Source organism: Nocardia bhagyanarayanae, assembly GCF_006716565.1.
Lineage (GTDB): Bacteria > Actinomycetota > Actinomycetes > Mycobacteriales > Mycobacteriaceae > Nocardia > Nocardia bhagyanarayanae.
Genome location: NZ_VFPG01000002.1, coordinates 688,849 through 702,987, shown reverse-complemented (window position 1 = coordinate 702,987; position 14,139 = coordinate 688,849). Strand labels below are relative to the sequence as shown.

Sequence of the window (14,139 nt, the reverse complement as noted above, 5' to 3'; positions counted from 1 at the left end):
GCACCGAGCGCCAGACTGTGGTTAGCTGTCGTGCCATGAGCACGCCGCAGTCTGTCTCCGCCGAAGAATATCTACCCCGTGACACCGCGGATGTCGTTCGCACGGTGCGGGATTCACGGGGTCGCGCGGAACGTCTGACGGTCCGCGGCGGCGAGCCGGTCGACGACAACCTGACGCTGCCCGATCAGCGCACCGTGGTCTCGCTGCGCCGGATGAACTCGGTGCTCGACATCAACCTGGGTCGTCGCACCGTCCGCGTGCAGGCGGGCGCCAAGCTCTCCGACATCGACCGCCGCCTCGGCGCGCACGGGCTCGGCCTGCCCATCGTCGGCGACCACCGCGACATCACCGCGGGCGGATTCGCCTCGGTCGGCGGCGTGAGCAGCGCCTCGCACCGGTACGGGCTGTTCATCGACCAGATCGTGGATCTGGAATACGTCGACCCGGACGGGCGCATCGGCACCTGCGGACGCGACCACCACACCGAGCGCTTCCACCGCATCCTCGGCGCGGGCGGGCGCGCGGGCATCATCACCGCGCTCACCCTGGACGCGGTCGACATCGACAAGGACCACACCTGGCTCACCACCGACGCCGACCGGTTCCTCGATTTCGATTCCTTCGTCGAGCACGCGCATTCGGAGATCGTGCGCCCGGGCAACGCGGCGTTGCAGGTCGGCCGCTGGGTCGACACCGCGCCGCTGAAGGTGGCACGGCCGGTCGGCACCGGCCACGTGCAGCTCGGTACCGTGCGCTTCGGCCAGTGGTCAAGTCTGTACCCCACCACGCCGACCCGTTCGCTGCGCGCTCGCCGCGAGGTCGGCACGCGTACCCGGAAGTCGTTGGGCGCCATCGCCTCGCACGCGGGCGGCAAGGCGGGCATGCCGGTGCGCAACGCCGCGGCGGGCGCGCTGATGTTCGCCCCCAAGGTGCTCACGCTGCGCGACGCGGAGTACCTCGCCGACACGGTGATCAGCTCCTCGGAGCGCGGACCCGCCTACCGCGTCGGCGTTTTCGCGCCGCTGTCGACCTACGCGTCGGTGTTCTACCGGCTGCACGACCTGTTCTCCGGCCACCGGGAACGCACCGGCTGCTTCACCGTCATCTCCGCGATGACCTACGGCGTGCGCTCGACCTACCTGCGGTCCGAGGCCGCCGCGCGCAATCTGCCCGCCGAGGACCACGGCCTGATCACCTTCACCTGCCGGTTGCGTCCGTCCGCCCTGCCCTCGGAACTGCTGCGCGACATCGTCGCCGGAATCGATGAGATCTGCGCCTCCGAACACGCCATGCGCTACGAATCGGCCGATTAGACTGTGCCGCACCGTACGAGTCGCCGAGTGGTAGCTCCCTAGCCACTCGGTGACCGCGGTCGACTCGGCATTGTCGGCGGGGTGCCGATGGGTTCGTTCAGCGTGTCTCCAATGCGAAGGTAGCTGTGTCGATGCTCGAATTCCGCCCCGCCCCGGCCCGTTTCGTCGAACGCAGGCTCCGCGCATCAGCACCGCGCGCCGAACGATCCGGTGGTGCGGACGAGGGCGCCACCGGATCCCTTGCGGGCAAGCGAGTTCTGGTCACCGACGCGTGCTCCGAGGTCGGTCGCGCCACCGCCGCTCTGCTGGCCGATCGCGGCGCGCAGCTGCTGCTGGTCGCGCGGCGTGGTGATCAGCTCATCACCGCGTGCGAGGAGATCATCCGGTCGGGCGGGCAGGCGCACTGGTTCCGGTGCGACATCTCCGCGCTCGGCGACGTCGACCAGCTCGTCACGTGGGTGCTCGCCGAATTCGGCTCGGTCGACGTCCTGGTGAACAACGCCGGACGCCCGCTGCACCGTCCCGTCGCGCAATCCCTCGACCGTTTCCGCGACTACCAGCGCATGATGGCGGTCAACTACTTCGGCCCCCTCCGGCTGACCCTCGGCCTGCTACCGGCGATGCTCAACTCCGGTTCCGGCCACGTGGTGAACGTCGGCCCCGCGCACCACAATGCCGCCGCGGCGGCCAATTTCGCCTCCTACGCGAGTTCCCAGGCCGCGTGGACCACCTTCGCCGAATGCGCCGAGGCCGAGCTCGGACCGCGCGGCATCCACGTCACCGCGATCGACTATCCGGCCGTGCACACCGACCCCGCCTCGGCCGGAACGGAACTGGAATTCGCCGACGAGTACGACCGCGGCCCGGCCGAGGTGGCCCGCGCCGTCGAGACCGCCATCACCGACCACGACGAACATCCGCGCCGCGCCCGCGGCCTCCGCGCGCTGGCGAACGTCGCACCGCGCTCCACCACCCGGCTGCGCCACGCCTTCGGTATCTGAACCCGGAAACAGCGAAGCGCCCCACCGGAGAACCGGTGGGGCGCTTCGTGCTTACGCTCAGTGCTTCTCGGGACCGACGTGGTACTCGAACACCAGGCCCGCCGCCGCGGCGAGCACGCACAGCACGCCGACCGCGATCAGCCACGGCTCGAAGAAGGCCAGGCCGAGGGCGGTGACCGAACCGGCGGCCGCCAGGGTGATGGGCCAGAAGCTGCCCGGCGAGAAGAAGCCGAGGTCGCCTGCGCCGTCCACGATCTCGGCGTCCTCGTAGTCCTCCGGACGCAGGTCCAGACGACGGGCGACGAACCGGAAGTAGGTGCCGATGATCAGCGACAGGCCCGCGGTCAGCACGATCGCGGTGGTGCCCGCCCACTCGACGCCGGTGCGCGACTGGGCGGTGAAGAAGCCGTACACGACGCCCACGATGATGAAGAACACCGTGAGCAGTTCGAAAATGCGCGCTTCGATCTTCATGTCAGATCAGTCCTCACTTGGTCTCGGGCGCGGCCGCGCTCTTGACCGAGCGGTCGGTGTTGAACGGCCGGGTAGAGGTGGCGACGGGGGACTCACCGATGGCCTCGAGCGCCTGGGCGTTGGTCTTGCCCGCGCGACGCTCGTCCAGGTACCGGGTGAACTTCTCCGGCGAAACGGCGCGGACCTCGAAGTTCATCATCGAGTGGAAGGTACCGCACATCTCGGCGCAGCGGCCGACGAACGCGCCTTCCTTCTCGATCTTGGTGATCTGGAAGACGTTGTCCGACTGGTTTTCCTTCGGGTTCGGCATCACGTCGCGCTTGAACAGGAACTCCGGCACCCAGAAGGAGTGGATCACGTCGGCGGCGGCGAGCTGGAACTCGATGACCTTGCCGGTCGGCAGCACCAGAACCGGGATCTCGCTGCTGGAGCCGACGGTCTCGACGGTGTCGTAGTGCAGGAAGGACAGGATGTCGTTCTCCGGCTTGCCGTGCACCGGGCCCGGCTGCGGGTGACCGTCCTTGGTCCGCTCCTCGTACTCCGCCAGCTGCTCCTGCGCGGCGTCCTCGCGTGCGGAGTCGATGCCGTTGAACTGGTAGCCATCCTTGAAGTCGACCTCGCGGTAGCCGAACTTCCAGTTCCACTGGAAGGCGGTGACGTCGACCGTCACGTCGGGGTTGTCGACCTTCTCGTGGACGTAGTTCTGCACGACCACGGTGAAGTAGAACAGCACGGCGATGATGACGAACGGGATCGCCGTGTAGGTCAGCTCGAGCGGCACGTTGTAGCCGGTCTGCCGCGGGAACTCAGGGGAGTCCTTCTTCTTGCGGTGGAACGCGATCGTCCAGAAGGTCAGACCCCAGACCAGCACACCCATCGCCAGCGCGGCGACGACCGACCAGGTCCACAGCTCCCGCATCCGGGTGGCCTGCGGCGTGACACCCGAGGGCCAGCCGAACCGCAGCCAAACATTGTCGATCGAGCAGCCCGAGACGAGCATCGCGGTGATCCCCAAGGACACCGCCAGCCCGGCCCGCCGAAGGACGCGGCCCTGCCGACCCTTCACGGGTCGTGCCCCGATCTCTTCGCTCGCCTTGTGCGCCACGCTCACGCCTTCCTGGTCGCCACACATTCCGACAGTGCGCCGCCGGGGCCGCGATCCGCCCTGACGACACATTCCAAGCACATGTCAGGCCGTTCCGGCGGGCATCCGACTCCGCGCACGCGTCGCCTGAGAATGGCCTGAGTACTACGCAGCGTAGACCAAACCGGCGTCCTCCTTGTCGTCGGGTCGTGTTCGACACTCCGCCGGGGCGGGCGCGAGGGCGGCCACCAGCGCATCCGCGCAGGACAGGATGCGCGCGCCGCGCGAATCTCCCGCGTGCGGCATACTCGGACACAACATTTCGGCCCGCGGTGTGCGTGGCGCGCGCCGCAGCACCCCCAGCCATTCCGGACGCCCGAACGTGTGGCGTCCCCACCGGAGAAACGAGGTTGCCGACACCGTGTGCGGACTGCTCGGATTCCTGACATCTGACGCGGCGACATCCGACGTGGTCGACCAGGTCTACAACGCGCTGCACTGCATGCGCCACCGCGGCCCCGACGAGCGCGGCACCTGGCACGACGACCACCTGGTCTTCGGCTTCAACCGCCTGTCGATCATCGATATCGAGCACTCGCACCAGCCGCTGCGCTGGGGGCCCGCCGAGAACCCGGAACGCTACGCGCTGACCTTCAACGGCGAGATCTACAACTACATCGAGCTGCGCGAGGAGCTGGCCGCGGCGCACGGCGCCGAGTTCCCGGACGGGAAGATGTTCGCCACCGAGGGCGACAGCGAGGCGATCGTCGCGGCCTTCCACTACTGGGGCGCCGAGGCCGTGCGGCGACTGCGCGGCATGTTCGCCTTCGCGATCTGGGACACGGAGACCAGCGAGCTGTTCCTGGCCCGCGATCCGTTCGGCATCAAGCCGCTGTTCCTGGCCACCGGCCCCGGCGGCACTGCCTTCGGCAGCGAGAAGAAGAGCCTGCTCGACCTGCTGCCCGCGCTACGGTCCTCCGACGAGCTGGACCCGCGCGCGCTGGAGCACTACACGGTGTTGCAGTACGTGCCGGAGCCCGAGACGCTGCACAAGGGCGTCCGGCGGCTGGAGTCGGGCACCTACGCGACGGTCCGTCCCGGCGCGGAGCCGGAGTTCACGCGCTACTTCCGGCCCGGCTTCAAGGTGCGTCCGTTCGCAGCGGGTTCGGAAGCCGCCCGCTACCGCGAGATCGCGGCGGCGCTCGAGGACTCGGTCGCCAAGCACATGCGCGCCGACGTGACGGTCGGGTCGTTCCTGTCCGGCGGCATCGACTCCACCGCGGTCGCGGCGCTGGCCATGCGGCACAACCCGAAGCTGATCACCTTCACCACCGGCTTCGAGCGCGAGGGCTACTCCGAGGTGGACGTGGCCGCCGAGAGCGCCGAGGCGATCGGCGCGCGCCACATCGTGAAGGTGGTCTCCCCCGCCGAATTCGCCGCCGCCATCCCCGAGATCGTCTGGTACCTGGACGACCCGGTGGCCGACCCCGCGCTGGTTCCGCTGTACTTCGTCGCCAAGGAGGCGCGCAAGCACGTCAAGGTGGTGCTCTCCGGCGAGGGCGCCGACGAGCTGTTCGGCGGTTACACCATCTACCGGGAACCGTTGTCGCTCAAGCCGTTCGAGTATCTGCCGAAGGGTGTGCGCAAGCTGGCGGGCAAGCTCTCCGACCGCATTCCGGACGGCACCCGCGGCAAGAGCCTGCTGCACCGCGGCTCGCTCACGCTGGAGGAGCGCTACTACGGCAACGCCCGCAGCTTCAACGACGCTCAGCTGCGCGCCGTGCTGCGCGAATTCCGTCCCGAGTGGACCCACCAGGACGTCACCGCCCCGCTCTACGCCCAGTCCCGCGGCTGGGACCCGGTCGCGCGGATGCAGCACCTGGACCTGTTCACCTGGTTGCGCGGCGACATCCTGGTCAAGGCCGACAAGATGACCATGGCCAACTCGCTCGAGCTGCGCGTGCCGTTCCTGGACGCCGAGGTGCTGAAGGTCGCCGAGCAGCTGCCCTTCGAGCAGAAGATCACCAAGGAGACCACCAAGTACGCGCTGCGCCAGGCGCTGGAGGGCATCGTGCCCCCGCACGTGCTGCACCGCGCCAAGCTGGGCTTCCCGGTTCCGCTGCGGCACTGGCTGCGCGGCACCGAACTCTACGACTGGGCGCAGGCGCAGATCGCCGACTCGCAGACCGACCACCTGCTGGACAAGGCCGCGATCAAGACCATGCTCGACGACCACCGCGCCGGTCGTTCCGACCACAGCAGGCGGCTGTGGACGCTGCTGGTGTTCATGGTGTGGCACGGCATCTTCGTCGAGGATCGGATCAAGCCGGAGATCCAGGAGCCGGTGTACCCGGTCTCGCTGTAAAGGGCCGCAAACGCACGGCTTCGTAAAGCCCCGCACACGACAGCGCCTCTCGGTCGGTGGACCGAGAGGCGCTGTGCTCTACGCGGCAGGAGTCCCGCGTCATCCGATGGGCAGCGCGGACTGGTCAGGCGGCGAGATCCGGCAGGACGGATTCGTCCGATACGGCCGCCTTCGACGGACGGCCATCCGACCAAAGGCCACCACCAGTCGGCCCACCGCGATGAAGGTCACCTTCGGTCGGTTCACCGGCCACGCAGGCCGGGCGAGTGAAGGTCACATCCACTCGGTCTGGCGGGATGAAGGTGACCTTCGGTCGGTCACCGCGCCGACCATTGCGGACGCGGCACAGGCGACATTCAGAGCAGCGGCTTGATCTCGGCGGCGGCTTCCGCGCCGTACGCCTCGGTGAGGCGCTCGAGCGCGTCGTCCTTGTTGAGCGTCCACTCCTGGGTGCCCATGGTCTCCAGCACGAGGACCGCGACCAGCGAGCCGAGCTGGGCGGAGCGCTCCAGGCTCAGACCGGCGGTGTGGCCGGTGAGGAAGCCCGCGCGGAAGGCGTCGCCGACGCCGGTCGGCTCGACCTTGGTGCGCTCGGGGACCACGCCGACGTGGATCTCGGTGCCGTCGTTGTCGATGATCTGCACGCCGTCGGCGCTGAGTGTGGTGACCCGGATCCCGACGCGCTTGGCGACCTCGTCCTCGCTCAGGCCGGTCTTCTGCAGCAGCAGCGCCCACTCGTACTTGTTGGTGAAAAGGTAAGCGGCGCCGTCGATCAGGCGCACCGCCTGGTCGCCGTCCAGACGGGCCAGCTGCTGAGAGGGGTCGGCCGCGAACGGGATGCCGAGCTCGCGGCATTCCTCGGTGTGGCGCAGCATCGCCTCGGGATCGTTGGCGCCGACGAGCACCAGATCCAGCTGCTTGGTCTCGGCGAGTTCGGCGAGGGAGATGTCGCGCGCCTCGCTCATCGCGCCGGGGTAGAAGGACGCGATCTGCGCCATGTCGTCGTCGGTGGTGCAGACGAACCGGGCGGTGTGCGCGCGATCGGAGACGTGCACCGTCGAGCAGTCGACGCCGTGCCGCTCGAGCCAGGCGCGGTAGTCGGCGAAATCGGCGCCGACCGCGCCGACCAGCAGCGGCTCGCGGTTCAGGACGCCCATGGCGTAGGCGATGTTGCCCGCCACGCCGCCGCGGCGGATCTGCAGGTCGTCGACGAGGAAGCTCAGCGAGACATGGTCGAGCTGATCGGCCAGGAGCACATCGGCGAACCGTCCGGGGAAACGCATGAGGTGGTCGGTCGCAATGGACGCGGACACGGCGATAGACACGAGGCTGAGCCCTTCAACGGTAGGCGGCAGGCGGTGGGAGCGGAGATCGAGATCCCCGCTCCCACCGTAGCCGATCCGCGGTGCGCTACAGGGGCACTGGCGTCAGCTGGCGCGGCCGGACGCAAGTCGTCGACAGCCCTGCATACCGCCAGCGAACGCGCGCGCTGATCGGCGCAGCCCGACGAAGTCGGTCGACAGCCCCGCGCATGGCCGGAGAAGGCGGAGGTACGCCCTCTCGCGGGTCAGTTGAAGGAGTCGCCGCAGGCGCAGGAGCCCGTGGCGTTCGGGTTGTCGATGGTGAAACCCTGCTTCTCGATGGTGTCGACGAAGTCGATCGAGGCGCCCTGCACGTAGGGAGCGCTCATCCGGTCGACAGCCAAGGTGACGCCGCCGAAGTCGACGGTCAGGTCGCCGTCGAGCGAGCGGTCGTCGAAGAAGAGCTGGTACCGCAGGCCCGCACAACCACCGGGCTGCACCGCGATGCGCAGCGCCAGGTCGTCGCGGCCCTCCTGATCCAGCAGCGCCTTGGCCTTCGAGGCGGCGGCATCGGTCAGCGTCACACCGTGGGTGGTCGTCTCGTTCGGCACAGTCATGAACTCTCCTAAGGACAGCTGTGGTCAACCCGTGAACAGCGCACGGCTCGTGGAGTCAACGCCACTCAGCGGGCTGCTATTCCCCATCTTGCCACTCGGCTACTCGCGGGTTGACACAACCTCGGTGTTCGGTGGCGCAACCCACGACCGCATTTCCGGCTGGCTGGCGCATCGAATAGCCTGGTTGCTGTGAAATTGTTCCGTCGCGGCGAGTCCAGCACCACCGACGCGATCGCCGACACCACGGCGGACGCGGACGGCGGCTCGACCGCCATCACCACCAAGACGACGCCCACGCTCACCCCGGGCAAGGGCCGTCCCACCCCGAAACGCCGTGAGGCCGAAGGCAAGCGGCGCGGGCCGGTCGCTCCCGCACCGTTGACCGCCAAGGAGGCCAGGGCCCGTCGCAAGGCCAACCGCGGCACCAAAGCGGAGCGCAAGGCCGCGAGCGCCGAGCGCAGGCAGGCGGCCCAGGAGCGCCGGGCTCGCATGCTCGCGGGCGAGGACAAGTACCTGCTGCCGCGCGACCAGGGTCCGGTCCGCGCCTACGTGCGCGATCTCGTCGACGCCCGGCGCAACCTCGTCGGCCTGTTCATGCCGATGGCGCTGGTGTTGATCATGTCGATGTTTGCCGCGCCCGGCCTGCAGACGATCGTGACGTTGGCCATGCTGGTGATGATGCTGTTCATGGGGGTCGAGGGCGTCGTCCTCGGCCGGATCGTGAACAACCGGGTCCGCGAGCGGTTCCCCGAGAACACCGACACCGGCTTCCGTCTCGGCTGGTACGCCTTCGTCCGCGCCTCGCAGATCCGCAAGATGCGGGCGCCGAAGCCGCGGGTGTCGCCAGGCGACGCGGTGTAAAAGGTTCGCGTCGGCTCGTCGCCGACCACCGCATTCTCGAGTTCGGCCGTTCGTGGCGAGTGCCGCGAACGGCCGTTTTCGTTCTCAGCGGTGGTGCGAGAAGCGAATGGCGTTCAGCTCGGCTTGCAGGCGCTGCGCGTCCCGGTCGACCACCTGGGCAGAACCGGCGAGTCCGCGCCCACGCGCCAAGAGGACGGAAACAGCTACCACGACGATCGCGAGAAGAAGGAAAGTCAACATGGCAGAAATTTTTCGCCTATAAACTTTCCGCCGAAAGTGGCAGTGAAGCCATTGTTCGTAAAAATCCGGCCAGGTACCCTCGGAGCATGCTGTCGAAGGTCGCCGTCGTGCTGTTCGAGAAGCTGGCCATGTTCGAGTTCGGCGTGGTGTGCGAGGTCTTCGGGCTCGACCGCACCGCCGACGGACTGCCCGGCTTCGACTTCAAGGTCTGCGGCGCCGAACCGGGCCGCGCGCTCCGCTCCACCACGCCCGGCGTGACGATCACACCGGAGTTCGCGCTGGACGAACTCCCCAAGGCGGATCTGGTCGCCATCCCCGCCGCGCCCGCCACCGCGCTGTCGGACGGACTCGATCCCCGGATCGTCGACGCTGTGCGCGAGGCGTCCGACGCCGGCGCCATCATCCTGACCGTCTGCTCGGGCGCGTTCGTCGCGGGCGCGGCCGGTCTGCTCGACGGACGCAAATGCACCACGCACTGGCGCTACGTCGACCAGCTCGCCGCGCGCTACCCGTCCGCCACCGTCGACCCAGACGTGCTCTTCGTCGACGAGGGCAACCTCATCACCAGCGCGGGCACCGCCGCGGGCATCGACGCCTGTCTGCACCTGGTGCGGAGGGAGATCGGCAGCGCCGCCGCCAACGGCATCGCCCGCCGCATGGTCGTGCCGCCGCAGCGCGACGGGGGGCAACGCCAGTTCATCGAACGCCCGGTCCCCGCCTGCACCTCCGACAGCCTCGCCGCCACCTTGCAATGGATGGGCGAGAACCTGGATCTGCCGCACACCATCGAGGACCTGGCCGCGCGCTCGATGATGTCCACGCGCACCTTCGCCCGCCGCTTCGCCGCCGAGACGGGGACGACACCGGTGAAATGGCTCACCAACCAGCGCGTTCTGTACGCCAAGCACCTGCTGGAAGACACCGAACAGGGTCTCGAGCAGATCGCCGCCCGCGCCGGCTTCGGCTCCGGCGCCCTGCTCCGCCACCACTTCCAGCGCTTGGTCGGCATCTCGCCGACGGAATACCGCCGCCGTTTCGGTGCCACCGCGCCGACGAGCTGAGCTATTCGCCCGATTGCTACGGATTGGGTGGCCGAGCCCTTCCGGCAGCGGCCTGAGCAAGTGAATCCGCTGCGGGCGGTGCTGGCCGCGAGGTCGAGACCACTGCGGGCGGAGCTGGCCGCAAGGTCGAATCCGCTCCGGACACGCTGGCCGCAAGGCCGAGCCCACTGCCGACGCGGCTGGCCACAAGGCCCAGACCACCGCCGACGCCGCTGGCCACAAGGCCCAGACCACCGCCGACGCCGCTGGCCACAAGGCCCAAACCACCGCCGACGCCGCTGGCCACAAGGCCCAGACCTGCGGGTAGGACTGACCCCAAGGCCCAGACCACGCGGACGCCGCTGGCCGCAAGACCCAGACCTGCGGGTAGGACTGACCCCAAGGCCCAGACCACGCGGACGCCGCTGGCCGCAAGACCCAGACCTGCGGGTAGGACTGACCCCAAGGCCCAGACCACGCGGACGCCGCTGGCCGCAAGACCCAGACCTGCGGGTAGGACTGACCCCAAGGCCCGGACCACGCGGACGGGGCTGGCCGCAAGGCCGAGACCGGTGGGTCGCGTTCGCGCGTCTCACCCCGCAACCGCCAGCGCCCGCAGTGGTCTCCGGGCAGTCGTTCGCGATTGGCACCGCTCAGGCCGTGCGGCGGATGCGATCAGTAGGTGTGCGACGCGGCAGAGTCGGATCAGCCAACTCTGGGCCACCGACCACCCTCAGTGGCTCCACGACCGGCTCTCGCGGGACTCGTGGCGAACAGTAGCTCGAGCACCGAGACGTCCAAGTTCGGCGAGCACGCCGGGCACCCGTGCCCGACTGCTTCGCCACTGCCGTACGAGCGGCCCGGATCGCCGCTAGCCTCCCCGCGGTCAGCGAGCATGGCGATCGAGGCCCGCAGTAAGCCGGTCGAGGCGCTCGAGCTCGCCGCCGGTGTTGGCGAGACTGGCGAAGACTCCAGCGGCGGCTCTGTCGAGCGAGGCCTGCAAGCCGATGCCCGAGTCGCCACCCCACGACAACTCGTCGATGCCGAGCTTGCCGCTAGGCCGGGCCGGGCCGCCAGCATTCCGCCGGAAGTCGCGGGGAGGGCGCGGGCGGGACGGTTGATAGCGTGCGGGGGTGTCGCAGGATTCCGTAATCGCGCGTCCGCCGCGGACGCTTGTGCTCGGCGGGGCTCGCTCGGGGAAGTCCGCGTTCGCGGAGCAACTCGCGGCGGCCTCCGGTGCGGTGCGATACCTCGCGACCTCGGTCCCCGATCCCGAGGACCACGACTTCGCCGAACGCATCGCCCGCCATCGGGAGCGGCGACCCAGCGACTGGTCCGTGGTCGAAAACGCCGACGCCGCAGCGGTTCTCATCGATCCCTCCCCCGGAGTCGCCACGCTGGTCGACGACATCGGCACCTGGCTGACCGCGCGCATCGATGCGCTGAACGCCTGGGATTCCCCGCGCGGCACCGTCACCCCCGACGCCGACGCCTTGGTCGCCGCCGTAGCCGACTACCGCGACCGGCTCATCATCGTCAGCCCGGAGGTCGGCATGGGCGTCATCCCCGCGACTCGCTCCGGCCGCCTGTTCCGCGACGAGATCGGCCTCCTCAACCAGCGCCTCGCCGCGGTCTGCGACGAGGCGTTCCTCGTCGTCGCCGGGCTACCCGTCCGCCTGAAGTAGATCCGGGAGAGAAATGGTGGCTCGGCGCGCGTGTCGAACCGCCATTCGACTCCCGTCGAATCCATACGACTCCGCTCGATAGCGAAATGGCGGTCGGTGGCGGAGGTGGGTGCGGTGCGGGCGGCGCGTTCCGGGCAAGATTGGGCGTCGGAAGCACGTGCGGCGGAGGCCGCCCGACCGGAGAGGCTCGACAGTGACACACGGATTCGGACCGGTTGCGCCCCCCGACGCGCGGATTCGCGCGGCCGCCGAACAGCGGCAGACGCAGCTGACCAAACCCGCTGGCGCGCTGGGTCGCCTGGAGACACTGGGCAATTGGGTGGCCGCGTGTCAGGGCGTGTGCCCGCCGAAGCAGTTCGAGCGCGCCAGGGTCGTCGTCTTCGCCGGTGATCACGGCGTCGCGCGCCACGGTGTGTCGGCGTATCCGAGCGAGGTGACGGCGCAGATGGTCGCCAACTTCCTCGCTGGCGGCGCGGCGGTGAACGCGCTGGCCGCCGTCGCGGGCGCGACCGTGCGAGTCGCCGACATCTCGGTCGACGCCGAGACCGATCCGGTCGTCGGCAAGCACAAGGTGCGCAGGTCGAGCGGTTCCATCGACCGCGAGGACGCGCTGAGTCAGGCGGAGGTCGAGGCCGCCATCGCCGCGGGCCGCGCCATCGCCGACGAGGAGATCGACGGCGGCGCCGATCTGCTCGTCGCGGGCGACATGGGCATCGGAAACACCACTCCCGCCACCGTTCTCATCGCCACGCTCACCGACACCGAGCCGGTGGTCGCGGTCGGGCGCGGCACCGGCGTGGACGACGCGGGCTGGTCGCGCAAGGTCGCGGCGATCCGCGATGCGATGCGCCGCGCTCGGCCCGTCCTCAAGGATCCGGTGGATCTGCTGCGCGTCGCCGCGGGCGCCGACATCGCCGCCATCGCCGGGTTCCTCGCCCAAGCCGCGACCCGGCGTACGCCGGTGATCCTGGACGGCGTCGTCGTCGCGGCGGCGGCCCTGGTCGCCGAGGATCTGGCCGCGGGCGCGAGCGCCTGGTGGCTGGCCGGGCACCGCTCCACCGAACCCGCGCACAACCTCGCGCTGAAACAGCTGCGCATGGAACCGCTGATCGACCTGAGCATGCGGCTGGGCGAAGGCTCCGGCGCGCTCACGGTCTTGCCGATCCTGCGCGCGGCGGTCGCCGCGCTCGCCGAGATGGCCACCTTCGGCGAGGCGGGCGTCAGCACCTCCGATGCCGAGAGCCCGGCCGCGCCCAACCTGACCAAATGACAACGGGGAGCCGCTTGGCCGTCTCGTGGCTGACCGTGCTCCCGGTGCGGGGTCCGGACGACGTCGATCGCACCGCGGCAGGTCGCGCGATCGCGCTGGCACCCTTGGTCGGTGCGCTGCTCGGTGCGGTCGCGGCGGGCCTGTTGTGGGCGCTGACCTCGGCCGGGGCGAGCGGCCCGCTGGCCGGACTGGTGACCGTGGCGGCGCTGGCGCTGCTCACCCGTGGCATGCACCTCGACGGCTTGTCCGACTCGATGGACGGTCTCGGCAGTTACGGGCCGCCGGAGCGGGCACGGCAGATCATGAAGAGCGGCGGGGTCGGGCCGTTCGGGGTGGCCGCGCTGGTGTTCGCCATCGGGGTGCAGGCGTTCGCGTTCGCCGCGCTGGCCGACACGGGACGGTGGTTCGCGGTGGCGCTGGCCGTCGCAGCCGGGCGGGTCGTCGTCGTCCTGGCCTGTCGCCGTGGGATTCCCGCCGCGCCGGGCACCGCCTTCGGCGCGCTCGTGGCGGACAGCCAGTCGCCACTGACCGGTGTGGTGTGGGTGATCGTCGCGTTGGCTTGCGGCGTCGTCGCGGTGCCGGAGCATCCTTGGCTCGGACCGGTCGCGATCGCGGTGGCGGTGGGCGTAGCCGCGGTGGTGGTGCGACACATGCTGCGCCGGTTCGGCGGTTTGTCCGGTGACGTGCTCGGCGCGGCAATCGAGATTTCGGTCACTGTCGCGGCGGCCGGACTCTCGCTCGCCGGATAATTCGCAAATTCACGTAACCGTCGGTATCACGCGAATTCATATCCCGTTGGACAGTGTATGAACTTCGTCTCTTCCCCATGCGCCGAGAATGGGCGCAGCGCGTTGCGGAGCGGTTCGCTGACCACTGTTTTCGGCGAGG

13 protein-coding genes are annotated in these 14,139 nt (G+C 69.5%); 8 read left to right on the top strand and 5 right to left on the bottom strand.

Annotated features, from left to right (window positions below; all coding sequences use genetic code 11):
- Positions 1 to 35: 35 nt before the first annotated feature.
- A complete protein-coding gene (locus tag FB390_RS29940; protein ID WP_141812559.1) occupies positions 36 to 1,313 on the top strand; it encodes an FAD-binding oxidoreductase in 1,278 nt (425 codons plus the stop codon).
- Positions 1,314 to 1,444: 131 nt separating this feature from the next.
- The gene (locus FB390_RS29935; protein WP_141812558.1) at positions 1,445 to 2,314 is read left to right on the top strand and encodes an SDR family NAD(P)-dependent oxidoreductase; all 870 of its coding nucleotides are present in this window, start codon (positions 1,445 to 1,447) and stop codon (positions 2,312 to 2,314) included.
- Positions 2,315 to 2,371: 57 nt separating this feature from the next.
- On the opposite strand, the gene FB390_RS29930 is transcribed toward FB390_RS29935, so the two are convergent.
- Positions 2,372 to 2,788 carry a cytochrome c oxidase subunit 4 gene (locus tag FB390_RS29930; RefSeq protein ID WP_141812557.1) on the bottom strand — a complete coding sequence of 139 codons (417 nt, stop codon included), beginning with the start codon at positions 2,786 to 2,788 and terminating at the stop codon, positions 2,372 to 2,374.
- Positions 2,789 to 2,801: 13 nt separating this feature from the next.
- Positions 2,802 to 3,854, bottom strand: a complete 1,053-nt coding sequence (gene ctaC / locus FB390_RS29925) for an aa3-type cytochrome oxidase subunit II (RefSeq protein ID WP_141813175.1) — start codon at positions 3,852 to 3,854, stop codon at positions 2,802 to 2,804.
- A gap of 439 nt (positions 3,855 to 4,293) precedes the next feature.
- Here ctaC and asnB point away from each other — a divergent pair, with 439 nt between their 5' ends.
- Positions 4,294 to 6,237, top strand: a complete 1,944-nt coding sequence (gene asnB / locus FB390_RS29920) for an asparagine synthase (glutamine-hydrolyzing) (protein WP_141812556.1) — start codon at positions 4,294 to 4,296, stop codon at positions 6,235 to 6,237.
- A 356-nt stretch (positions 6,238 to 6,593) separates the two neighbouring features.
- Here asnB and FB390_RS29915 read toward each other — a convergent pair whose 3' ends face one another.
- Both FB390_RS29915 and FB390_RS29910 read right to left on the bottom strand, forming a co-directional pair.
- Entirely contained in the window at positions 6,594 to 7,562 is a 969-nt protein-coding gene (locus FB390_RS29915) for a carbohydrate kinase family protein (protein ID WP_141812555.1), read from the bottom strand.
- Positions 7,563 to 7,804: 242 nt separating this feature from the next.
- On the bottom strand, positions 7,805 to 8,155 hold the full coding sequence (locus FB390_RS29910; protein WP_067785873.1) for a HesB/IscA family protein: 351 nt from the start codon (positions 8,153 to 8,155) through the stop codon (positions 7,805 to 7,807).
- Positions 8,156 to 8,344: 189 nt separating this feature from the next.
- On the opposite strand from FB390_RS29910, the gene FB390_RS29905 reads away from it, so the two are divergent.
- Complete coding sequence (locus FB390_RS29905; RefSeq protein WP_185757327.1) at positions 8,345 to 9,016, top strand: DUF3043 domain-containing protein; 672 nt, start codon at positions 8,345 to 8,347, stop codon at positions 9,014 to 9,016.
- An 84-nt stretch (positions 9,017 to 9,100) separates the two neighbouring features.
- Here the strand turns inward: FB390_RS29905 and FB390_RS33795 are convergent, their stop codons facing one another.
- Positions 9,101 to 9,256, bottom strand: a complete 156-nt coding sequence (locus tag FB390_RS33795; RefSeq protein WP_185757326.1) for a hypothetical protein — start codon at positions 9,254 to 9,256, stop codon at positions 9,101 to 9,103.
- 86 nt (positions 9,257 to 9,342) lie between these two features.
- Between FB390_RS33795 and FB390_RS29900 the strand changes: the two genes are divergently transcribed.
- The 4 genes from FB390_RS29900 to FB390_RS29880 all read left to right on the top strand — a co-directional run bounded on the left by FB390_RS29900 (position 9,343) and on the right by FB390_RS29880 (position 14,000).
- Positions 9,343 to 10,317, top strand: a complete 975-nt coding sequence (locus FB390_RS29900; RefSeq protein WP_141812554.1) for a helix-turn-helix domain-containing protein — start codon at positions 9,343 to 9,345, stop codon at positions 10,315 to 10,317.
- A gap of 1,112 nt (positions 10,318 to 11,429) precedes the next feature.
- Positions 11,430 to 11,981 (top strand): bifunctional adenosylcobinamide kinase/adenosylcobinamide-phosphate guanylyltransferase, encoded by a 552-nt coding sequence (cobU, locus tag FB390_RS29890; RefSeq protein ID WP_141812552.1) that lies wholly within the window; start codon positions 11,430 to 11,432, stop codon positions 11,979 to 11,981.
- A 193-nt stretch (positions 11,982 to 12,174) separates the two neighbouring features.
- On the top strand, positions 12,175 to 13,251 hold the full coding sequence (cobT, locus tag FB390_RS29885; RefSeq protein WP_141812551.1) for a nicotinate-nucleotide--dimethylbenzimidazole phosphoribosyltransferase: 1,077 nt from the start codon (positions 12,175 to 12,177) through the stop codon (positions 13,249 to 13,251).
- A complete protein-coding gene (locus FB390_RS29880) occupies positions 13,248 to 14,000 on the top strand; it encodes an adenosylcobinamide-GDP ribazoletransferase (protein WP_141812550.1) in 753 nt (250 codons plus the stop codon). The genes cobT and FB390_RS29880 overlap by 4 nt, the downstream gene beginning before the upstream one ends.
- Positions 14,001 to 14,139 lie beyond the last annotated feature (139 nt).